At 57.6% G+C, this 20,831-nt stretch carries 17 protein-coding genes; 4 read left to right on the top strand and 13 right to left on the bottom strand.

What is annotated here, in order from left to right:
• Positions 1–19: 19 nt before the first annotated feature.
• Together BJ885_RS09620 and BJ885_RS09615 are read right to left on the bottom strand one after the other, a co-directional pair.
• Positions 20–1,000, bottom strand: a complete 981-nt coding sequence (locus tag BJ885_RS09620; protein ID WP_121931819.1) for a nickel/cobalt transporter — start codon at positions 998–1,000, stop codon at positions 20–22.
• Entirely contained in the window at positions 991–1,629 is a 639-nt protein-coding gene (locus BJ885_RS09615) for a DUF1007 family protein (RefSeq protein ID WP_121931818.1), read from the bottom strand. Before BJ885_RS09615 ends, BJ885_RS09620 begins: the two co-directional genes overlap by 10 nt.
• Before the next feature lie 125 nt (positions 1,630–1,754).
• Between BJ885_RS09615 and csiE the strand changes: the two genes are divergently transcribed.
• Positions 1,755–3,032, top strand: coding sequence for a stationary phase inducible protein CsiE (gene csiE / locus BJ885_RS09610; RefSeq protein WP_121931817.1), 1,278 nt, complete (start codon positions 1,755–1,757; stop codon positions 3,030–3,032).
• On the opposite strand, the gene BJ885_RS09605 is transcribed toward csiE, so the two are convergent.
• Both BJ885_RS09605 and BJ885_RS09600 read right to left on the bottom strand, forming a co-directional pair.
• A complete protein-coding gene (locus BJ885_RS09605; RefSeq protein ID WP_029741148.1) occupies positions 3,027–4,172 on the bottom strand; it encodes a 3-phenylpropionate MFS transporter in 1,146 nt (381 codons plus the stop codon). The genes csiE and BJ885_RS09605 overlap by 6 nt on opposite strands.
• A gap of 116 nt (positions 4,173–4,288) precedes the next feature.
• Entirely contained in the window at positions 4,289–4,780 is a 492-nt protein-coding gene (locus BJ885_RS09600; protein WP_121931816.1) for a DUF2569 domain-containing protein, read from the bottom strand.
• 149 nt (positions 4,781–4,929) lie between these two features.
• On the opposite strand from BJ885_RS09600, the gene BJ885_RS09595 reads away from it, so the two are divergent.
• Positions 4,930–5,352: a DoxX family protein gene (locus tag BJ885_RS09595; protein WP_047647053.1), complete on the top strand. Its 423-nt coding sequence runs from the start codon at positions 4,930–4,932 to the stop codon at positions 5,350–5,352.
• 54 nt (positions 5,353–5,406) lie between these two features.
• Here BJ885_RS09595 and glyA read toward each other — a convergent pair whose 3' ends face one another.
• Entirely contained in the window at positions 5,407–6,660 is a 1,254-nt protein-coding gene (gene glyA, locus BJ885_RS09590) for a serine hydroxymethyltransferase (protein ID WP_008502165.1), read from the bottom strand.
• Positions 6,661–6,964: 304 nt separating this feature from the next.
• Here glyA and hmpA point away from each other — a divergent pair, with 304 nt between their 5' ends.
• Positions 6,965–8,155 (top strand): NO-inducible flavohemoprotein, encoded by a 1,191-nt coding sequence (gene hmpA, locus BJ885_RS09585; RefSeq protein ID WP_121931815.1) that lies wholly within the window; start codon positions 6,965–6,967, stop codon positions 8,153–8,155.
• A 78-nt stretch (positions 8,156–8,233) separates the two neighbouring features.
• On the opposite strand, the gene glnB is transcribed toward hmpA, so the two are convergent.
• From glnB to purL, 5 genes are all read right to left on the bottom strand, one after another.
• A complete protein-coding gene (glnB, locus tag BJ885_RS09580) occupies positions 8,234–8,572 on the bottom strand; it encodes a nitrogen regulatory protein P-II (protein WP_003860685.1) in 339 nt (112 codons plus the stop codon).
• 65 nt (positions 8,573–8,637) lie between these two features.
• Complete coding sequence (gene glrR, locus BJ885_RS09575; RefSeq protein WP_121931814.1) at positions 8,638–9,975, bottom strand: two-component system response regulator GlrR; 1,338 nt, start codon at positions 9,973–9,975, stop codon at positions 8,638–8,640.
• Complete coding sequence (gene qseG, locus BJ885_RS09570; protein ID WP_029741143.1) at positions 9,962–10,699, bottom strand: two-component system QseEF-associated lipoprotein QseG; 738 nt, start codon at positions 10,697–10,699, stop codon at positions 9,962–9,964. Before qseG ends, glrR begins: the two co-directional genes overlap by 14 nt.
• 1 nt (position 10,700) lies before the next feature.
• Entirely contained in the window at positions 10,701–12,128 is a 1,428-nt protein-coding gene (gene qseE / locus BJ885_RS09565; protein WP_121931813.1) for a two component system sensor histidine kinase QseE/GlrK, read from the bottom strand.
• A gap of 534 nt (positions 12,129–12,662) precedes the next feature.
• Entirely contained in the window at positions 12,663–16,550 is a 3,888-nt protein-coding gene (gene purL, locus BJ885_RS09560; RefSeq protein ID WP_047647049.1) for a phosphoribosylformylglycinamidine synthase, read from the bottom strand.
• A 267-nt stretch (positions 16,551–16,817) separates the two neighbouring features.
• On the opposite strand from purL, the gene mltF reads away from it, so the two are divergent.
• Complete coding sequence (mltF, locus tag BJ885_RS09550) at positions 16,818–18,368, top strand: membrane-bound lytic murein transglycosylase MltF (protein ID WP_029741140.1); 1,551 nt, start codon at positions 16,818–16,820, stop codon at positions 18,366–18,368.
• Here mltF and tadA read toward each other — a convergent pair.
• The 3 genes from tadA to BJ885_RS09535 are packed head-to-tail and all read right to left on the bottom strand — an operon-like array spanning position 18,256 to position 20,820.
• On the bottom strand, positions 18,256–18,795 hold the full coding sequence (gene tadA, locus BJ885_RS09545) for a tRNA adenosine(34) deaminase TadA (protein ID WP_032659480.1): 540 nt from the start codon (positions 18,793–18,795) through the stop codon (positions 18,256–18,258). The genes mltF and tadA overlap by 113 nt on opposite strands.
• A 24-nt stretch (positions 18,796–18,819) precedes the next feature.
• Positions 18,820–19,455, bottom strand: coding sequence for a phosphatidylglycerophosphatase C (gene yfhb / locus BJ885_RS09540; protein ID WP_121931812.1), 636 nt, complete (start codon positions 19,453–19,455; stop codon positions 18,820–18,822).
• Positions 19,456–19,458: 3 nt separating this feature from the next.
• Positions 19,459–20,820: a PTS transporter subunit EIIC gene (locus tag BJ885_RS09535; protein WP_047647048.1), complete on the bottom strand. Its 1,362-nt coding sequence runs from the start codon at positions 20,818–20,820 to the stop codon at positions 19,459–19,461.
• Between the last annotated feature and the right edge of the window lie 11 nt (positions 20,821–20,831).

The following is a 20,831-nucleotide window of genomic DNA, read 5'->3' as shown; positions in this document are numbered from 1 at the left end:
TACAAAATCCCTCAGTACGCTAGAAAGGCCGCAATCCCCTTCCCACCGGCACGGCGCTCATCCACATCGTCACCGCCGCCACCAGCAGAATCATCCCGCCCGCCAGCGCAAGCGTTGTCCACCCTACCTGCCGCCACAGCACCGGCGTTTTATTGCCGCTGAGTCTGACCGCAAGCTGACGGAAGCTGTGAACCAGCAGCGCTAAAGACGAAATGGTGAGAGACGTCCCTGCCGCCATCGCCAGCGCGGAAAGCATTCCCCAGCCAAACACGCCAATCACCTTACTGAACAGCAGCACCATGATGGCCCCCGAGCACGGGCGCATGCCCATCGAGAGAACAATCATCAGCCGCGCGCGCCAGTCGTCACCGCTCTGCAACTGTTCCTGCGTGGGCAAATGCTGATGCCCGCAGCCGCAGTTTTCATCATGAACATGATGCGGCGTAAAGGTTTTGAATTTCGGTTTTTGCAGCAGCACGCGCAGCTTTTTCAGCGCCCGCCAGCAGAGGATCAGCCCCAGCACGCCCACCAGCGCGTAACTCCCCTTTTCCAGCCAGAAACTGCTCATGTGCAGCTGGCGCGCGGGAAGCTGCAGCAGCGAAAGCACGACCACGACGAGCGCAATCGCCACGCCGCCCTGAAGCAGCGAGGAGGCCAGCGTCAGCCCGATACTCGATTTCAGCTTCGACGGATGGGTGGCGAGCCAGGTCGTTATCACGATTTTTCCGTGCCCCGGCCCCAGCGCGTGCAGAACGCCATAGATAAAGCTGAACGCCAGCAGGGATCCGCCCGCTTTGGTCGGGTTCTCCGCCACCGCCTTCAGCAGACCGCTCATCTGCTGGTTGACCTCACGCTGCCAGACGATGCTTTTCATCATGACCTGCGGCCAGGCCTGCCATAGCCAGAGCGAACCGCAAACGGCTAGCAGGAGAAAGAGCGCCAGCGGCCAGAGGTGCAGCCAGCGGCGCGGTTTCCGAACCGGAGAAGAGATCACTGACATTGTAACGTCACCTCCTGCGCGAACTGTTTACCCAACTCCATGTCCTCAGGGGGTGCATCTTCTTTATCAAGCGAGACCGCAAAGTTCAGCGTCTCTTCGCTGGGTTTCGGGGTGTGCACGCCAATTTTGCAGTTTTTTTGCAGAGCGTCCGGCAGCCGTACGTCGCCGTCTTTGTCATAGCGCATGTCGACATAGTAGGTAGGATCAAAGGTAGAAAAGCGGTACGTTTGCCCCGCCAGCGGCTGCGGATGCGCCAGCGGAAGCACAAACGTCAGCACCGCCTGATGCCCGTCACGCGTCATACCGTATTCCGTTGGCCGGTTCAGAAATTTGACCTTCTGCCCGTTGTGCCAGAATTCCGTGAAGTAGTGCTGGCCGAGCACGTTGGCCATCACTTCCGCCGCCAGCTTTTTCCAGATTTCATCGCCGGGCTTCGCGTTTCCCGCATCATAGAGCAGATCGGCCGAGGTGATTTCATCCATCGTCCAGCGCATCTTCAGGCCGCTCAGCTGCGTGCCGTCGGTAACCAGCTCGGTCTGGAGGTCAATAAAACTGTGAGGGTGTGCGCTGGCGGTGAAGCTGATAACCGCCAAAAATAACGCCATCGCACTTTGTTTAACTGTTTGCATCAATTCCTCACGTCAAAAATTCTGTGATGTTCCCCAGCAATCCTGAGTGAAAGGCCTGCCGGCGCGCTTTTCAGCGCTCATCCTTTAGCTATTCTTATCAAACATTCACACTGGATACCCGACAGATGATGACGACGCTTGAAATTCCATCTGTGCTTTCCAGTTCGCAGCGCCGCTGCCAGGTGCTTTTGATGCTTTACCTGCCCGATGCTGCCGTCACCGCACAGAGCATAACTGCTGCCAACGGGGTGGACGACGCGATGGCACGGCAAGATATAGCCGAGACGCGCGATGAAATCCAGCGCTATCACCGGCTGGACATCGTTACGCACCACGACGGCAGCTACCGGATTGAAGGCACAGCCCTGAATCAGCGTTTATGCCTGCTGCACTGGCTGCGCCGGGCGCTGCGGCTTTGCCCGCAGTTTGTCTCGCACCAGTTTACCCCCGCATTAAAAACCGCGCTTAAACAACACGGTATTGCGCGGCCGCTTTACGATGATGCGAACCTGCGGGCGCTGATCGGCTTCTGCTCCCGCAAGCTGCAGCGCCAGTTTGAATGCCGCGACGTCCAGTTTTTACAGCTCTATCTGCAATACTGTCTTATTCAGCACCAGCTCGGGAATACGCCGCAGTTTTCTCACGTTCAGCGCAGCTGGACCCAGTCGAGAGGGGAATATTTTACGGCCCAGGAGATCGTGCGTCACTGGAGACGTCGCGTGCCGCAGGGCGCGCACGGGGATGAACAGCTGTTTCTGGCACTGCTGTTTATGATGCTCCGCACGCCCGATCCGGTGCTCGATAAACACCAGCAGGATCAGCGCCTGCGTCGGGCCATCGTGCGCATGGTCGCCCGTTTTCGCTCGCAGACCGGGATGAACTTCAGCGATGAACAAGGGCTGACCGATCAGCTGTATATCCATCTTGCTCAGGCGCTGGACCGCTCGCTGTTTGAGATCGGCATCGACAATAGCCTGCCTGAGGAGATCCATCGCCTCTATCCCCGGCTGTTACGCACCACAAAGGAAGCGCTGTTTGAGCTGGAAGCGGAGTTTGGGCTGCGTTTTTCAGATGAAGAGATGAGTCTTGTCGCGGTGATTTTCGGCGCCTGGCTGATGCAGGAGACCGATCTGCACGAAAAACAGGTGATCCTGCTTACGGGAGACGATAAAGCCAGCGAGGATCTGATTGAACAGCAGCTTCGCGAGCTGACGCTGCTGCCGCTCAACATTCGCTATCTGACGCTGCAGGCCTTCCAGAAAGAGGGGGCACCGCGCGAGGCCGCTCTGGTTATCACCCCCTACCCTACCGTCCTGCCGCTGTTCTCGCCGCCGCTGATTCATGCCGTTGAGACATTGAACGCGCAGCAGCAAGAACATATTCGCGCCATGCTGGAATCATAGCGACGCGCGAGCGGCCACTTTAGGGCGAACAACGATGGCGGGTAAGGCGACCAGCGCCATCACCCAGAAGACGCCATGCCCCAGATGCTGGTAGAGGAACCCCGCAAAGACCGTCATGATCGCGATACTTCCCCCCATTGCGACCGCCGAATAGACGGCCTGCAGGCGAATTACGTCTCCGCCCTCGCGCGCTGCGATATAGCGCATCGCCGCCAGATGACACACGGTAAAGGTGCCACAGTGAAGAATTTGCGCCACTATCAGCCACGGCAGGTCGGTCGTCCAGCCCATAATGCCCCAGCGCGCCACGCCGCACACGGCGGAAAGCAGCAGCAGGTCTCGCGCGCCAAAGCGACGGAACAGCTTCTTGCTCAGGGCGAAGATAATGACTTCGGCCACTACCCCCAGCGACCAAAGATAGCCCACTGCGGAAGCTGAGTAACCCGCCCCCTGCCAGTAGATGGCGCTGAACCCATAGTACGCGGCATGCGCTCCCTGAAGCAGACAGACACAGGCCAGAAAACGCCAGCTCTGGGCCACCAGGCTCCGCCAGGCGGGCCAGCCTGCGCTCTCCTGATGGCGGCTTTCCCCTTTCGGCATCACCGACGGACGCAGCAGCATGCCCAGCAGCATTGAGGCAATACCGATACTCAGCAGGGCGAGAATGGCGCGGTAATCGTAAAGGCTCACCAGTTTGCCCACCAGCGCGGAGCCAATCACAAAGGCAATAGAGCCCCACAGGCGCACGCGGCCATAGTCCATGGTGATCTGCTTTTGCCAGGTGTTCGCCAGGGCATCCGTCAGCGGTACCAGCGGTGAGAAGAACAGGTTAAAGCCGACCATCACTACCATCAGCCAGGCAAACTGGTGGCTGACCCAGAAGCAGGCAACGAAGACTAGCGTCAGCAGAGCAAGAATGCGCACGGCCTTGATCAGCAAGGAGGGATCGCTGACGCGCGGGGCAATCAGCAGGCTGCCGAGGAAACGCGCCACCAGCCCTGCCCCCAGCAGGACACCGATGGTCTCAGGAGTCAGGCCGATACCCTTGAGCCAGACGCTCCAGAAAGGCAGAAAAATACCGTAGCTAAAGAAATAGGTGAAATAACTGAGCGCCAGCCAGCGCGTGGAATGCAAGACCATGAATCCCTCCCGAAATCGAGGCCATAGTCTGGCGTTAAATCAAAGCCTGCGCAAGCAACTATTAACAAGTGAATAACACGCACATTTTACAGGGCCATAGCGGCCCTGCGAAACGTCTAGCGTACAAAGACCTGATTAATGCGTTTGGAAACCAGGAAGTAGGGGATCCAGATCAATGCGCCAACAATGGAGGAAAGCGCATTGCGAATATCAGCCGTATCCAGCCTTGCGTCGAAGAGCCAGGCAGGTATGCCCACAAAATAGAGCATAAAAACAACGCCCATTAAATAGTAGGGAATGATGACCTTACGGATACCCGACTTTCTTTTAAAGAAATACCAGCCTGCGGCCGCGGTCAGTGCCACATCAATTATCATTACAGCGATACCCACGGCCCCAAACAGGTTAATTCCCCCTGACTGGAAAAAGTGGAACACCGCCGCAAAGTAATTCCATGCCCCAATGGGCGTCATGATGAGGTTAATCACCAGGCCCGCCGCCGGGAGATAAAGCAGCCCGTTAATTTTCTTTTCGTCTGCACGCTCACACTGATTGCACAGCCCGGATTCTTTATTTGCCTCTTCTTGCTGACATGATATGCACTGCATAAATTTCCCTTGCCAAAGAAAAAAGACAATTTTACACGAAGTCTGAATTTAACATCACGCGAACGCCTGATTTATGAAGAAAAGCTGAATGGAAGACTCTGGATTTGTGTATTAATTTTAGATTGGGTCCCCTGAAAAATGAGCCAGCCATGAACACTCTACGTTATTTCGATTTCGGTCAGTCACGTCACCTGCTGCTGCTGATTGGCCGCATCGCGCTTGTCGTGCTGTTTATTATCTTTGGTTATCCAAAACTGACGGGGTTTAGCGGCACCGTACAATATATGACCTCGCTGGGTACGCCGATGCCCATGCTGGCGGCCATTATTGCGGTGGTGATGGAAGTGCCTGCCGCTATCCTGATCGTCCTGGGCTTTTTCACCCGCCCTCTCGCGGTACTGTTTGTATTCTATACGCTGGGCACGGCGATTATCGGTCACCACTACTGGGATATGACCGGTGATGCGGTCGTGCCGAATATGATTAACTTCTATAAGAACGTCAGTATTGCTGGCGCCTTTATTTTGCTGGCGATTGTCGGACCTGGAGCCATTTCCCTCGACCGGCGTTAAGCCATAAAAAAAGGCCGCAAGCGCGGCCTTTTTTATTTCTGCCAGGCAGAGGAATTATGCGTATACCGGGAAGCGTGCGCAGATATCCAGAACTTTACCTTTGACGCGCTCGATTACCGCTTCGTCATTGATGTTGTCCAGAACGTCACACATCCAGCCAGCCAGCTCTTTCACTTCCGCTTCTTTAAAGCCGCGGCGAGTTACGGCCGGAGAACCGATACGGATACCGGAGGTCACGAACGGGCTCTTCGGATCGTTTGGCACGCTGTTTTTGTTCACGGTGATGTTGGCGCGGCCCAGGGCTGCGTCAGCTTCTTTACCGGTCAGGTTCTTATCAACCAGATCCAGCAGGAACAGGTGGTTTTCAGTACCGCCGGATACCACTTTGTAGCCACGATTCAGGAACACTTCCACCATCGCTTTGGCATTCTTAGCAACCTGCTGCTGATAAACCTTGAACTCTGGCTCCATCGCTTCTTTCAGCGCTACCGCTTTAGCCGCGATAACGTGCATCAGCGGGCCGCCCTGCGCGCTTGGGAATACGGCGGAGTTCAGTTTTTTGTACAGCTCTTCGTCACCGCCTTTCGCCAGGATCAGGCCACCGCGTGGACCCGCCAGGGTTTTGTGGGTGGTGGTGGTCACAACGTGAGCGTGTGGAACCGGGTTCGGGTAAACGCCAGCGGCAATCAGGCCCGCAACGTGCGCCATGTCGACGAACAGGTAAGCACCGATGCTGTCCGCGATTTCACGCATTTTTGCCCAGTCAACGATACCGGAGTAAGCGGAGAAGCCACCGATGATCATCTTCGGTTTGTGCTCTTTAGCCTGCTTCGCCATGTCTTCGTAGTCAATTTTACCGGACTCATCAATACCGTAAGGGATGATGTTGTACAGTTTGCCGGAAAAGTTAACCGGGGAGCCGTGAGTCAGGTGGCCGCCCTGCGCCAGGTTCATACCCAGAACGGTATCGCCCGGCTGCAGCAGCGCGGTGTAGACCGCGAAGTTAGCCTGAGAGCCAGAGTGCGGCTGCACGTTTGCGTAGTCAGCGCCAAAGAGTTCTTTCGCACGGTCGATAGCCAGCTGCTCAACGATATCAACGTACTCGCAACCGCCGTAGTAGCGTTTGCCCGGGTAACCTTCAGCATATTTGTTAGTCAGCTGAGAACCCTGCGCCTGCATGACGCGCGGGCTGGTGTAGTTTTCGGAGGCGATCAGTTCGATGTGCTCTTCCTGACGTACTTTTTCCTGCTCCATAGCCTGCCACAGTTCGGCATCATAATCGGCAATGTTCATTTCACGCTTTAACATCCGCATCTCCTGACTCAGCTAACAAGTAAATTTTGGCCTGAAAAGGCAGTCCTGTTGGACGACGGGCAACAGTATAACTGATTAGTTCTGTGATAACAGGTCTTGACAAACGATTTTACGCAAACGTTTTCCTACGCGCCACGCAAGGGTTTGAGGAATAAAGCTCTCGTCATTTCCAGCGGATTTCTTTTCAGGTTTGTGATGCATATTTTTCATCTTGCAAAGAACCATTTACAACGCAGGGGTATTTTTTATAAGATGCATTTAAAATACATCATTAAAGTCACATCAGAAGGATGCGCTCATGCTCGACGCCCAAACCATCGCTACCGTTAAAGCCACCATTCCCCTGCTGGTGGAAACCGGCCCTAAACTCACCGCCCATTTCTACGATCGCATGTTCACGCATAACCCGGAGCTCAAAGAAATTTTCAACATGAGCAACCAGCGTAACGGCGATCAGCGCGAAGCGCTGTTCAACGCCATCGCGGCCTATGCCAGCAATATTGAAAACCTGGCTGCGCTGCTGCCCGCGGTGGAAAAAATCGCTCAGAAACATACCAGCTTCCAGATCCAACCCGAGCAGTACAACATTGTGGGTGGCCATCTGCTGGCCACGCTGGACGAAATGTTCAGCCCGGGCCAGGAGGTGCTGGACGCGTGGGGTAAAGCCTACGGCGTGCTGGCAAACGTGTTTATCAACCGTGAAGCACAGATCTACAGCGAAAACGCCAGCAAGAACGGCGGCTGGGAAGGCACGCGCGCCTTCCGCATCGTCGCGAAAAACCCGCGCAGCGCATTGATTACCAGCTTTGAATTTGAGCCGGTGGACGGACAGCCGGTTGCCGATTACCAGCCAGGCCAGTATCTGGGCGTGTGGCTGAAGCCTGAAGGTTTCCCGCATCAGGAGATCCGCCAGTATTCTCTTACCCGCAAGCCAAACGGTAAAGGCTTCCGCATTGCGGTGAAGCGTGAGGACGGCGGTCAGGTCTCCAACTGGCTCCACAACGAAGCTAACGTGGGCGACGTGGTCCATCTGGCCGCGCCGGCGGGTGATTTCTTCATGGCGGTTGAAGCGAATACCCCGGTTACGCTGATCTCTGCGGGCGTCGGCCAAACGCCAATGCTGGCGATGCTCGATACGCTGGCGAAAGCCAACCACGGTGCGCAGGTCAACTGGTTCCACGCTGCGGAAAACGGCGACGTGCACGCCTTTGCGGATGAAGTGAAAACGCTCGGGGCGTCCCTGCCGCGCTTTACCGCGCACACATGGTATCGCCTGCCGACGGATGCAGACCGCGCGGCCGCGCGGTTTGACAGCGAAGGTCTGATGAATTTAAGCCTGATGGAAGGGGCGTTTAGCGCGCCGGACATGCAGTTCTACGTCTGCGGGCCAGTGGCGTTTATGCAGTATGCCGCGAAGCAGCTGGTGGAGCTGGGTGTGAACAAAGACAATATTCACTACGAATGTTTCGGGCCCCATAAGGTGCTGTAATGAAAAAGCCCCTCGTTCGAGGGGCTTTTTTTCGCCGGGTTGTTGCACCTTACCCGGCCTACAAAACCGTTGGCAATGTTAAATCGCGGCGTCGTCTTCTTCACCGGTACGGATACGGATCACGCGCGCCACGTCAAAGACGAAGATTTTACCGTCGCCGATTTTGCCCGTCTGCGCGGTGCGGATAATGGTATCCACGCAGGTATCGACGATATCGTCGCTGACCACGATTTCAATTTTTACTTTCGGCAGAAAGTCGACCATGTACTCTGCGCCACGGTAAAGCTCGGTGTGGCCCTTCTGACGACCAAAACCTTTCACTTCCGTCACGGTCATCCCGGTGATGCCGACTTCCGCCAGCGCTTCACGCACGTCATCCAGTTTGAAAGGTTTAATAATCGCATCAATTTTTTTCATGGTGGGTCCTTAAACTCTTGCCTGTAAGCTGCCTCGTAATCGATTGCTCACAGTACCATACGGCATTACTCTTTAAAATCGTTTGCTTCCAGCTCGTGGCGCGACAGCAGCTTGTAGAACTCGGTGCGGTTGCGTCCGGCCATGCGCGCCGCGTGGGTCACATTGCCTTTGGTGATCTGCAATAGCTTGCGCAGATAGTTCAGCTCGAACTGATTCCGCGCTTCCGCAAACGTCGGCAGAGCCGTGTTTTCCCCTTCCAGCGCCTGCTCCACCAGCGCATCGCTGATCACCGGTGAGGAGGTCAGCGCCACGCACTGCTCAATCACGTTCACCAGCTGGCGCACGTTACCCGGCCAGCCTGCGGCCATCAGCCGCTTCATCGCATCGGTGGAAAACGCGCGCACGAACGGTTTATGGCGATCGGCCGCCTGGCGCAAAAGATGGTTCGCCAGCAGCGGAATGTCTTCCGCACGCTCCGCCAGCGCGGGGATCTTCAGATTCACCACGTTCAGACGGTAGTAGAGATCTTCGCGAAACTCGTTGCGCGCCATCACTTTTGGCAAGTCGCGGTGGGTGGCGGAAATAATGCGCACGTTAATATCGATATCGCGGTTGCTGCCCAGCGGGCGAACTTTTCGCTCCTGCAACACGCGGAGAAGTTTAACCTGCAGCGGTGCGGGCATGTCGCCAATCTCGTCCAGGAACAGCGTGCCGCCTTCCGCGGCCTGGAACAGCCCCTCCCGACTGCTAACCGCGCCGGTGAATGCGCCGCGGGCGTGACCAAACAGTTCAGATTCGAGCAGCTGTTCCGGAAGCGCGCCGCAGTTAATGGCTATAAAGGCGTTTTTACTGCGCGGGCTGGCGTTATGGATCGCCTGGGCCAGGATCTCTTTTCCGGTTCCGCTCTGGCCGTTGATGAGCACGCTGACGTCGGACTGCGCCACCATCCGGGCCTGTTCAAGCAGACGCAGCATAATCGGGCTGCGGGTGACGATGGACTCCCGCCACGCTTCATCCCCCGCCGGGGCAGCATGTTCCAGCGCGCTGTCGATAGCTTTATAAAGCGCGTCTTTGTCCACCGGCTTGGTCAGGAAGCTGAAGACCCCCTGCTGGGTCGCGGCAACCGCATCCGGAATCGACCCGTGCGCCGTCAGGATAATCACGGGCATACCCGGCTGCTGCTTCTGGATCTCCGCAAACAGCTGCAGGCCGTCCATTTCGTCCATCCGCAGGTCGCTTATCACCAGATCGATTTTCTCGCGGGTGAGGATCTTCAGCCCCTCCAGCCCGCTTTCAGCGGTCACGACGCTGTAGCCTTCGCTCGCCAGACGCATCCCCAGCAGCTTTAACAGCCCGGGATCGTCATCCACCAGTAAAAGATGGGCAGGTTTACGGCTCGTCATGCTTCACATCCTCTTGTTTCGGCGTATCGCTGTCCGGTGCCGCGGATGAACTCCCCGGCTGATATTTACGCGACGAGAGCTGCCTTTCGATATCGGTCAGGTTTTCCAGCTTGCGCGTCGTGGTATCCAGCTGCGTACGTAAATGTTGCTGCTGTTGACGCAGCGTATCAAGCTCGCTGTCGGTTGACTGCTGCAGCTTGCTGTAGCGGGAGCGCTCTTCAGACAGCTGAAGCTGTAATGTCTGCCCATCGCGCCAGAGCTGGTATACCGGACGTACCTGCACGGGAAGATTGACCACGTACGTGTCCAGTCGGGTCACATTGACGCGGCGTTCAACGGGAGTGATTTTCGCATCTGCGAGTAAAATCCCACGCTTGAAAGCGTCCTGCCAGGTGTCGTCATCCAGCATCGCCGCCTTCGAGCGGGCGTCTACCGGCGCAAGACGCTGGGCGCAATCTATTCCACGCAGCCAGAACAGCGGGTTGCTTTCAACGTCATGTCCTGACAGGTTCCAGATGTCTTCACAGCGGGTTGAGAGAAAATCTGCCAGCTGGTTATCGGGCCATTTATCTTCCTGTTTATCGCTAATGGCACTTTGTGGCGCATGGGAAACACACCCTGCCAGAAATAAACAGGGCAGGCTCAGGCTAAGCGTTTTGCTGGAAAACACCGCGCGTACGGCGCGGAAAAAGACGTGTGACATACTCACCAGACATAGATTCATTTTATTGATTTTTCCGGCTCAGGGGCAGTTCGATACGGAAGCAAACATCTGAACGTTCGTCCGCGGCAATGTTTAGCTCACCCTGCATGCGTCGTATGCAGTCCCGGGCGATGCTCAAGCCCAGACCGCTTCCTTTAACCGCGCCTTTCCGCTGATGACTCCCCTGGAAAAAGGGTTCGAAGATCATGGTTTTTTCGTCATCGGGGATCGGGGTGCCGGTGTTTGCGACGTCAATAAACACCCGTGAACCATTCGTATTACTTCGGATATAAATGTTACCGGATTCAGTACCATAGTGCACCGCATTGGAGTAAAGATTATCCAGTACGCTCATTAGCAGCATAGGCTCAGCCAGGCACGCAGGCGCATTGAGCTCGACGCCGGTATGCATCATTTTAGCTCTTGCTGGCAAGCTGTGGGCGGAGATCACCATATCCACCAGCGGCTCAATCTCAACGTTTTCCAGTACGACCGCCCCGTCTGCCAGCTTGCGGTTGTAGTCCAGCAGTTGCTCAATCAGCTTTTGCAGATTGCGGCTGCTGTTATCCAGGATCTCGACAATTTCTTTCTGTTCTGGCGTAAGGGGGCCGGCCACTTCGTCCGCCAGCAGCTCCGTTCCTTCACGCATGCTGGCCAGCGGCGTTTTAAGCTCATGAGAGATATGGCGCAGAAACTGATGGCGCTGAGATTCGAGCCACGCCAGGCGCTCGGACAGCCAGATAATGCGCTGACCTACTGATCGCAGCTCGCGGGGACCTTTAAAGGCGACCGTATCCCCGAGCGATTTCCCCTCCCCCAGGCGGTTGATCATACGCTGAATGCCCTTCACCGGGCCGATGATCATGCGGGTAAAGAGCAGAACCAGCCCAAGACTCACCAGGAACAGCACCAGCGCCTGCCAGCCGAAGAACTGGCCGCGCTCGGCAATCTCCTGCTGGAGCTGCTGGCCGCGAGAGAAAATTACCGTGCGCGTAGACTGCACCATCTCGGTGTTGGCGCTGGCAAAAGCTTCAAGGCGCGCGGCGGCGGCGGCATCCGGCCCGCTGTTGCTGCACTGCAGCTGCGCGAGATCGTTCAAATCCTGACGTAACGCCTGATAGAGCTTGTCGTCAGGCAAAACCCCCGCATGAGCGTCCAGCATTTCGCTGTAGCGTTTACGCTGACTCTGATAAACCTTTTCCAGCGTCCTATCGTCAAGCACGCAATACTGACGATAGCTACGCTCCATCTCCAGCGCGGCGTTGGTCATCGCTTCACTGCGTCTGGCATCGATGAGCGTTGTGCGGTTGGTCAAAGCCGCCTGCGCGCTCAGCGCGTTCAGGCTTTGCCACGCCTGCCAGGCAAGGATCAGCAGCGGCAGCAGGATCAGCAGGAAGGCCATCATGACGAGCTGCCGCAGGGAGCGGGGGAAAACGGGCCAGCGTTTCAACGCATTACTCTCTTAATGGGGATTTACGCAGAGCGTAACTGAGTCTGCCCTTCAGATACAACAAAGCCGGGTAAAAACCCGGCTTTGTCATGGAATGAGGCGGTGCCTAACTCGACGTTTCGCCCTGGCCTGATAAAGCATCGCTATGATCAGTAGTTGGACGGCAGGCACCTTTTTGTGCGTCATTCGAAGTTTATGTAGCGCGTCCCGAAGGGGCTGACATAAGAAGGTGAATGAGCCACTGGTTAATATTATGCAACACCCGTGCCAGGATGCAAAACAAAATATTAACAGTTTGAAATATATGAGTTTTACTCGTTTAGCCTGTTAATTATCGGTTGAATGATTTTCAGGCTAAGTGTCGCTATTAAGCAACACCTTAACGGGAACCTTTACTGCCACATATAAATCAATGAGTTAAATGTCGCCTTTTGGAGACAGTCATATTGCGGGTCTGTCGCGTAATTGCGACACAAATAAAAAAGCCCGGTGGAACTTTCGCTTACCGGGCCTGGAAGGGTGTGGGGCTAAAACTTAACCCAACTGTTTACGCGCGTTGCGGAAGATACGCATCCACGGGCTGTCCTCGCCCCAGTTTTCCGGGTGCCAGGAGTTGCTCACGGTACGGAACACGCGTTCCGGGTGCGGCATCATGATGGTCGCGCGACCGCTTTCGCTGGTCACCGCCGTAATACCGTTGGCGGAGCCGTTCGGGTTAGCCGGGTAGGTTTCTGTCACCTTGCCGAAGTTATCGACAAAGCGCAGCGCCACCAGGCCTTTGCTCTCCAGCTGAGCCAGATGCGCAGCGTCGCGCACTTCTACCTGACCTTCACCATGGGAAACGGCGATTGGCATCTGAGAACCGACCATCCCCTGCAGCAGCAGAGACGGGCTTTGGGTCACTTCCACCAGGCTGAAGCGCGCCTCGAAGCGGTCAGACTGGTTGCGCACAAAGCGCGGCCAGGCTTCGCTGCCCGGGATCAGTTCGCGCAGGTTAGACATCATCTGACAGCCGTTACACACGCCCAGCGCAAGGGTCTGCGGACGGTGGAAGAAGGTTTCGAACTCGTCGCGCACGCGGCTGTTGAACAGGATGGACTTCGCCCAGCCTTCGCCCGCGCCCAGCACGTCGCCGTAGGAGAAGCCGCCGCACGCCACCAGCGCCTGGAAATCTTCCAGACCGGTACGCCCGGCCAGCAGGTCGCTCATGTGGACGTCGATAGCGTCAAAGCCCGCGCGGTGGAAGGCAGCCGCCATCTCAACGTGGGAGTTAACGCCCTGTTCGCGCAGCACGGCCACTTTTGGACGCGCGCCGGTCGCAATGTACGGCGCAGCAATGTCTTCGTTAATGTCGAAGGAGAGCTTCACGTTCAGGCCTGGATCCTGGTCATTCGCTTTCGCGTTATGCTCCTGATCGGCACATTCCGGGTTATCACGCAGGCGCTGCATCTGCCAGGTGGTTTCCGCCCACCACATGCGCAGCGTGGTGCGGCTTTCGCTGAACACGGCGTGACCGTCTGCTTCAATCACGAAGCGGTCGCCCTGAACGGCCTTACCCAGATAGTGCACGCAGTCTGCCAGACCGTGCTTCGCCAGAATCGCTTCAACCGCGTCGCGATCCGCCGCGCGCACCTGAATCACGGCGCCCAGCTCTTCGTTGAACAGCGCCGCCAGACGGTCTTCGCCAAGCGTCGCAATGTTCGCTTCCACGCCACAGTGGCCGGTGAAGGCCATCTCTGCCAGGGTCACCAGCAGGCCGCCGTCGGAACGGTCGTGGTAGGCCAGCAGCTTACGCTGCGCCACCAGCGCCTGAATCGCGTCGTAGAAGCCTTTCAGCTGGGCCACGTCACGCACGTCGGCTGGCTTGTCGCCGAGCTGGCGGTAAACCTGCGCCAGCGCGGTAGCACCCAGCGCGTTGTGACCTTTACCCAGGTCAATCAGCAGCAGGGCGTTGTCTTCGGTCGCAAGCTGCGGCGTAACGGTGTGGCGCACGTCTTCCACGCGGGCAAACGCGGTGATGACCAGCGACAGCGGAGAGGTCATCTCGCGCTGCTCGCTGCCTTCCTGCCAGCGGGTTTTCATCGACATGGAGTCTTTGCCCACCGGAATGGTCAGGCCGAGGGCAGGACACAGCTCCTCGCCCACCGCTTTCACGGCTTCATACAGGCCAGCATCTTCGCCAGGGTGACCGGCTGCGGCCATCCAGTTTGCGGAGAGCTTGATACGTTTGATATCGCCAATCTGCGTCGCGGCGATGTTGGTCAGCGCTTCACCGACCGCCAGACGGGCAGAAGCAGCGAAGTCCAGCAGCGCCACCGGGGTACGCTCGCCGAGGGCCATCGCTTCGCCGTAGTAGCTGTCGAGGCTCGCGGTGGTCACGGCGCAGTTAGCAACCGGGATCTGCCACGGGCCGACCATCTGGTCGCGCGATACCATACCGGTCACGGTGCGGTCGCCGATGGTCACCAGGAAGGTTTTCTCTGCCACAGCTGGCAGGTGCAGCACGCGGTTGACCGCTTCTGCCACGGTGATGCCCTGGCGATCCAGCGCTTTGCCGGCCGCTTTGCGGGTGGTTACGTCGCGGGTCATCTTCGGCGTTTTACCGAGCAGCACGTCCAGCGGCAGATCGATCGGCTGGTTATCAAAGTGGGTGTCGCTTAAGGAAAGGTGCAGCTCTTCGGTCGCTTCACCGATGACGGCATACGGCGCGCGCTCGCGGCGGCACAGCTCGTCAAACAGCGGCAGCTGATCCGCAGCAACCGCCAGCACGTAGCGCTCCTGGGATTCGTTACACCAGATTTCCAGCGGGCTCATGCCCGGCTCATCGCTCAGGATATCGCGCAGGTTGAAACGCCCGCCGCGGCCGCCGTCGCTTACCAGCTCCGGCATGGCGTTGGACAGGCCGCCCGCGCCCACGTCGTGAATGAAGAGGATCGGGTTAGCGTCGCCCAGCTGCCAGCAGCGGTCGATCACTTCCTGGCAGCGGCGCTCCATCTCAGGGTTGTCGCGCTGCACGGAGGCGAAGTCGAGATCCGCATCAGACTGGCCGGAGGCCATAGAAGAGGCCGCGCCGCCGCCCAGACCAATGTTCATCGCCGGGCCGCCCAGTACGATCAGCTTCGCGCCGACGACGATCTCGCCTTTCTGCACGTGATCGGCACGGATGTTGCCGATCCCGCCCGCCAGCATGATCGGCTTGTGGTAGCCTCGCAGCTCTTCGCCGTTGTGGCTGTCCACTTTCTCTTCATAGGTACGGAAGTAACCGTTCAGCGCCGGACGACCAAATTCGTTGTTAAACGCCGCGCCGCCCAGCGGGCCTTCGGTCATGATATCCAGGGCAGTCACAATGCGCTCTGGCTTGCCGAAATCTTCTTCCCACGGCTGTTCAAAGCCCGGGATACGCAGGTTGGAGACGGAGAAACCGACCAGACCCGCTTTAGGTTTAGCGCCACGACCGGTCGCACCTTCATCACGGATTTCACCGCCGGAGCCGGTCGCCGCACCCGGCCACGGGGAGATCGCCGTCGGGTGGTTGTGGGTTTCCACTTTCATCAGGATATGCGCGGGCTCCTGATGGAAGTCATAGCGCCCTGCTTCGCGATCGGCGAAGAAGCGGCCCACCTCGGAACCTTCCATTACCGCGGCGTTGTCTTTATAGGCAGACAGCACGTGGTCCGGGGTTTGCTCCATGGTGTTTTTGATCATTTTGAACAGCGACTTCGGCTGCTGTTCGCCGTCAATAATCCAGTCGGCGTTGAAAATCTTGTGGCGGCAGTGCTCAGAGTTAGCCTGTGCGAACATGTAGAGTTCGATGTCGTTCGGGTTACGGTTGAGCTTAACAAACGCATCCTGCAGGTAGTCGATTTCGTCTTCTGCCAGCGCCAGGCCGAGACGCAGGTTGGCGTCAATCAGCGCCTGACGGCCCTGCCCCAGCAGGTCTACGCTCTGTACCGGCGCAGGCTGATGGTGAGAGAAAAGCTTCTGCGCGTCATCGAGAGAGGCAAATACGCTCTCCATCATGCGGTCGTGCAGTTCAGCCGCAACCGCCTGCCACTGCGCCTCGCTCAGGGTAGAGGCTTCCACGTAGTACGCCACGCCGCGTTCCAGACGGTTAATCTGGTTCAGGCCACAGTTGTGGGCGATGTCGGTGGCTTTGGAAGACCAGGGGGAGATGGTGCCCGGACGAGGCGTCGCAAGGATCAGTTTGCCGGTTGGCGTGTGGCTGCTCAGGCTTGGACCATACTTGAGCAGGCGTTCCAGCTGTACGCGCTCCTCTGCATTCAGGGGGGCATTCAGGTCAGCAAAATGGACATACTCAGCGTAAATATTGCTTACCGGAAGGTCGGCCGCCTGAAAACGTGCCAGCAGTTTAGTGATACGGAAGGCAGACAGTGCAGGCGAACCACGCAGAATTTCCATCATAAGTCTCTCGTCTTCGAAGCGCCGGGGCGCTTACAGTGTGCGCAAGGGGGGAAAACGGGCGTCATTATAGAGAATCCTGAGCGCCGACGAAACCGTTTGCGTCGAAATAAAATTTGCACAGAGATTTAACAATAGATGTGACCTGTCTCTCTAATTGGTTGCCAAGTGGCGTAAGTTTACGCAAAATGCCGCTCATTCAATGGCAAACCTTATGATTAACATGGCTACAGCAGACTGAGGCAACCGGCGTCGCAGAGAATTAACTAATTGAAAAAATTAAAGATTAATTATCTGCTCATCGGCATTGTAACGTTGCTGCTGGCAGTGGCCCTCTGGCCTTCCATCCCCTGGTTCGGCAAAGCCGAAAACCGTATCGCCGCCATTCAGGAGCGGGGGGAATTGCGCGTCAGTACCCTCAACTCCCCGCTGATTTACAGCGACGTCAACGGCAAAATCATTGGCCTGGATTACGAGCTGGCACAACAGTTCGCCGATTATCTTGGCGTGAAGCTTAAAATCACCGTCCGCCAGAATATCAACGAGCTGTTTGACGACCTCGATAACGACGATGCCGATATGCTCGCCGCCGGGCTGGTGTATAACAGCGAGCGCAGCAAGAACTACCAGCCAGGCCCGACCTACTACTCCGTTTCTCAGCAGCTGGTTTACCGCGTCGGGAGCCTGCGCCCGCGCTCGCTGGCTTCAATTAACGATCGGCAGCTGACGATTGCGCCCGGCCACGTGGTGATTGACGATCTGCGGGAGCTTAAGGAGAAGAAATATCCCGACCTGAGCTGGACGGTGGATCCGAAACTCGGCACGACGGAGCTGCTGGAGCAGGTAAAAGATCAGAAGGTGCCGTACACCATCGCCGATTCAGTCGCGATCAGCCTGTTCCAGCGCGTTCATCCTGAAATCGCCGTGGCGCTGGACGTCACCGACGAGCAGCCCGTGACCTGGTTTAGCCAGCTTGATGACGATCAGACCTTCTCTGCCGCGATGCTTGATTTCTTCAACACCATCAATGAAGACGGTACCCTGGCGCGGCTGGAGGAGAAGTACCTCGGGCACGGCGATGACTTTGACTACGTTGACACCCGCAGCTTCCTGCGCGCGGTAGACAGCGTCCTGCCGGACCTGCAGCCGTTGTTCGAAAAATACGCCCAGGAGATTGACTGGAAGCTGCTGGCGGCTATTTCGTATCAGGAATCCCACTGGGACACCCAGGCCACGTCGCCCACGGGCGTACGCGGTTTGATGATGTTAACCAAAAATACCGCGCTGAGCCTGGGCGTCAATGACCGTACCGATGCCGAACAGAGCATCAGCGGCGGCGCGCGCTACCTGCAGGATATGATGGCCAAAGTACCGGAAACGGTGCCGGAGGAAGAGCGGATCTGGTTTGCGCTGGCGGCATACAATATGGGCTACGCGCATATGCTTGATGCGCGAGCGTTGACGGCCAAAACGAAAGGTAATCCGGACAGCTGGTCAGACGTTAAGCAGCGCCTGCCGCTGCTGAGCCAGAAGCCATGGTATAACAAGCTGACATACGGCTACGCGCGCGGACATGAAGCCTACGCCTACGTGGAAAATATCCGTAAATATCAGATTAGCCTGGTCGGGTATCTGCTGGAGAAAGAGAAAGAGGCGACGGAGGCCAAACAGCTGGCTCAAAGTTACCCGGTCGTGGCGCCGGACGAGCTCAATCGTCCGACAGCTTCAATTCTGCCTTTTGCTGCTTTTTCTGCTGACGGCGCATTCGAAAGAAATCGCTTAATAGCCCCGAACACTCTGGTGCAAGCACCCCACCGATAGTCTTCACCTGGTGATTCATACCCGGGTGACCCAGCACGTCCATCAGCGAACCGGCCGCACCGGTTTTTTCATCCCGCGCCCCGAAGACCAACGTCCCGATCCGGCTGTGCACCATCGCGCCGGAGCACATCACGCACGGCTCCAGCGTCACGTACAGCGTGGTATCAAGCAGGCGATAGTTTTGCAGCACCAGACCGCCCTGGCGAAGCGCCATGATTTCGGCATGCGCAGTAGGATCGTGGCGACCAATAGGACGGTTCCACCCTTCGCCAATCACCTGGTTGTTATGAACCAGCACCGCGCCCACGGGCACTTCGCCCTCTTCCCAGGCGCGTTGAGCCAGCGTCAGCGCGTGGCGCATCCAGTATTCATGATTGTATTCAGGGTTGGACAACGGTTGATACTCCAGTCGAAAAGCGGGCGGCATTATACACGCCAGTTTTAGAGAAGACTATTCGAGTTGCTGAAGTTCGCCTGAGGGCGTGACGCGCCAGCGGTGCTGGCAAAAATAGAGCAGCGGGTTGTCCTGCTTGCTGTCGCTGTAGCCGCTGTACAGGCGCAGCGGCGTACCGATGCGTTTTTCCAGCTGGACCACTTTTTCATGCCCCAGGCAGCGCAGGGTCAGCACCCAGCCGCCGTAGCCGCGGGCAATTTGCGTGGCGATAAGATTCACGCGCGGAAGCCAGGGGGTATCAAAATAGACCAGCTCCACCAGCGTCTGCGGGGAGCCGGTAATCAGCCAGATGTCGGCATCGTTCGCATCGAGGTAGCTGGTCAGGCGCGCCTGCACCACCGGAAAGGCGGCGACGTGGCCGCGGAACCAGTGCGCAAAATCCTTTTCGAGCTGCTTGAGCCGCGCTTCGCTGTGCCCAAAGGTACATCCCCACAGCAGCAGGCTCATCGGCCATCGCGCCGCCCGGCCTTTAACAAGCAGCGCGATACCGATAACCGGCAAGAGCGGCAGCACGAGCAGCGCATTCAAAGGCTGACGCCGCAGCAGGTAACGCATAAACGTACCAAACATATCCTGCTGATGCAGCGTTCCATCCAGGTCGAAAAAGACAACGCGACGCCCGTGATTTGCCAAACCTTACTCCTCTGGGTCGTTGAAACCTAACAGCCAGGTAAACAGGAACCCGGCGATCACCGCTACTAAATAGCCTAACAGATAGAGCATCACTTTTCCGGTCACGATGGTTAATGCCAGCGGTAAACCGGAAAGACCAAAGGTGATAACGGTAGCGACTTTCCAGTAGCTAATGAGCGCCCCGCCCACCGCGCCGCCCAGACAGGCGGCGAGGAACGGTTTACCCAGCGGCAGCGTAACGCCGAAAATCAGCGGCTCACCGATGCCGAGCAGTCCGACCGGGAGCGCGCCTTTAATCATTTTTTTCAGACGCGCGTTGCGGGTTTTCATCAGTACGGCAATCGCCGCGCCCACCTGCCCCACGCCCGCCATCGACAGGATAGGCAGCAGCGCGTTATAGCCGTGCGACTGCACCAGCTCGACGTGGATCGGCACCAGCCCCTGGTGCAGACCGGTCAGCACCAGCGGCAGGAAGGTACCGGAAAGCACAGCGCCAACCAGCAGCCCGCCGCGGTCAATAGCCAGAGACGCACCGTGAGCGATGGCTTCAGAGATCCACCCGCCTAACGGCTGGAGGGCCACAATCGCTACGCTACCGGTAATTAACGTGGTCAGCAGCGGGTTGAGGATCAGCTCGATCGAGCCAGGCAGGATCGCGCGCAGCCTTTTCTCGATCCAGCACATCAGGATGACCACCAGCAGCACGGCAATCACCCCGCCGCGCCCGGGCTGGAGCGCCTCGCCAAACAGCGTTATCTGCGCCAGCTGCGGGCTGGACAAGATACCCGCCATGACCCCGCCCATCGCCAGCGATCCGCCAAACACCTTCGCGGTATTCACCCCGACCAGAATGTTCATGATGGCGAAAACAGCGCTGCCGAAGATCCCGAGAATCCCCAGCAGGTTCGGATACTGCGTGGCGAAATCCCCCACAATATCCGGTCGCTTGAGGATGTTGATGATCCCGGTGATCAGGCCTGAGGCAATAAACGCCGGGATTAGCGGAATGAAGACGTTTGCCAGCTGACGCAGCGCATCGCTCATGGGGGCTTTGTATTTGGCCTTTGCCTGCGCTTTGGTGCGCTCCGCATCGTCCATCGACGCGCTCGCGCTAACGCCCATCAGCGCGCGCATGGCATCGACAACCTGCGCCGCTTTCCCCGGCCCGACGATCAGCTGGTGCTGCTGCCCTTGTTTCACGTAGCCGCTGACGCCGGACAGTTGCTTCAGGCGCGGCACGTCAAGCTGGTCGTCGTTATGCACCTCGACGCGCACGCGCGTCATGCAGTTTTCGAGACGCTGAATATTTTTTTCCCCACCGATCCCCTGCAGGATATCGCTGGCGAGCGCTGCTGTTTTGTCCATAGACGCCTCTG

The sequence above is a fragment of the Enterobacter sp. WP_7_1 genome (assembly GCF_003688535.1).
GTDB classification, from domain to species: Bacteria; Pseudomonadota; Gammaproteobacteria; order Enterobacterales; family Enterobacteriaceae; genus Enterobacter; species Enterobacter asburiae.
Note: the sequence above shows the minus strand (reverse complement) of the source record. Positions and strands in the feature narration are given on the sequence as shown.

Bases quoted from the DNA above. Each gene is read 5' to 3' on its own strand.
- BJ885_RS09620 (WP_121931819.1), bottom strand. From the start codon at position 1,000: ATGTCAGTGATCTCTTCTCCGGTTCGGAAACCGCGCCGCTGGCTGCAC.
- BJ885_RS09615 (WP_121931818.1), bottom strand. From the start codon at position 1,629: ATGCAAACAGTTAAACAAAGTGCGATGGCGTTATTTTTGGCGGTTATC.
- csiE (WP_121931817.1), top strand. From the start codon at position 1,755: ATGATGACGACGCTTGAAATTCCATCTGTGCTTTCCAGTTCGCAGCGC.
- BJ885_RS09605 (WP_029741148.1), bottom strand. From the start codon at position 4,172: ATGGTCTTGCATTCCACGCGCTGGCTGGCGCTCAGTTATTTCACCTAT.
- BJ885_RS09600 (WP_121931816.1), bottom strand. From the start codon at position 4,780: ATGCAGTGCATATCATGTCAGCAAGAAGAGGCAAATAAAGAATCCGGG.
- BJ885_RS09595 (WP_047647053.1), top strand. From the start codon at position 4,930: ATGAACACTCTACGTTATTTCGATTTCGGTCAGTCACGTCACCTGCTG.
- glyA (WP_008502165.1), bottom strand. From the start codon at position 6,660: ATGTTAAAGCGTGAAATGAACATTGCCGATTATGATGCCGAACTGTGG.
- hmpA (WP_121931815.1), top strand. From the start codon at position 6,965: ATGCTCGACGCCCAAACCATCGCTACCGTTAAAGCCACCATTCCCCTG.
- glnB (WP_003860685.1), bottom strand. From the start codon at position 8,572: ATGAAAAAAATTGATGCGATTATTAAACCTTTCAAACTGGATGACGTG.
- glrR (WP_121931814.1), bottom strand. From the start codon at position 9,975: ATGACGAGCCGTAAACCTGCCCATCTTTTACTGGTGGATGACGATCCC.
- qseG (WP_029741143.1), bottom strand. From the start codon at position 10,699: ATGAATCTATGTCTGGTGAGTATGTCACACGTCTTTTTCCGCGCCGTA.
- purL (WP_047647049.1), bottom strand. From the start codon at position 16,550: ATGATGGAAATTCTGCGTGGTTCGCCTGCACTGTCTGCCTTCCGTATC.
- tadA (WP_032659480.1), bottom strand. From the start codon at position 18,795: ATGCCGCCCGCTTTTCGACTGGAGTATCAACCGTTGTCCAACCCTGAA.
- BJ885_RS09535 (WP_047647048.1), bottom strand. From the start codon at position 20,820: ATGGACAAAACAGCAGCGCTCGCCAGCGATATCCTGCAGGGGATCGGT.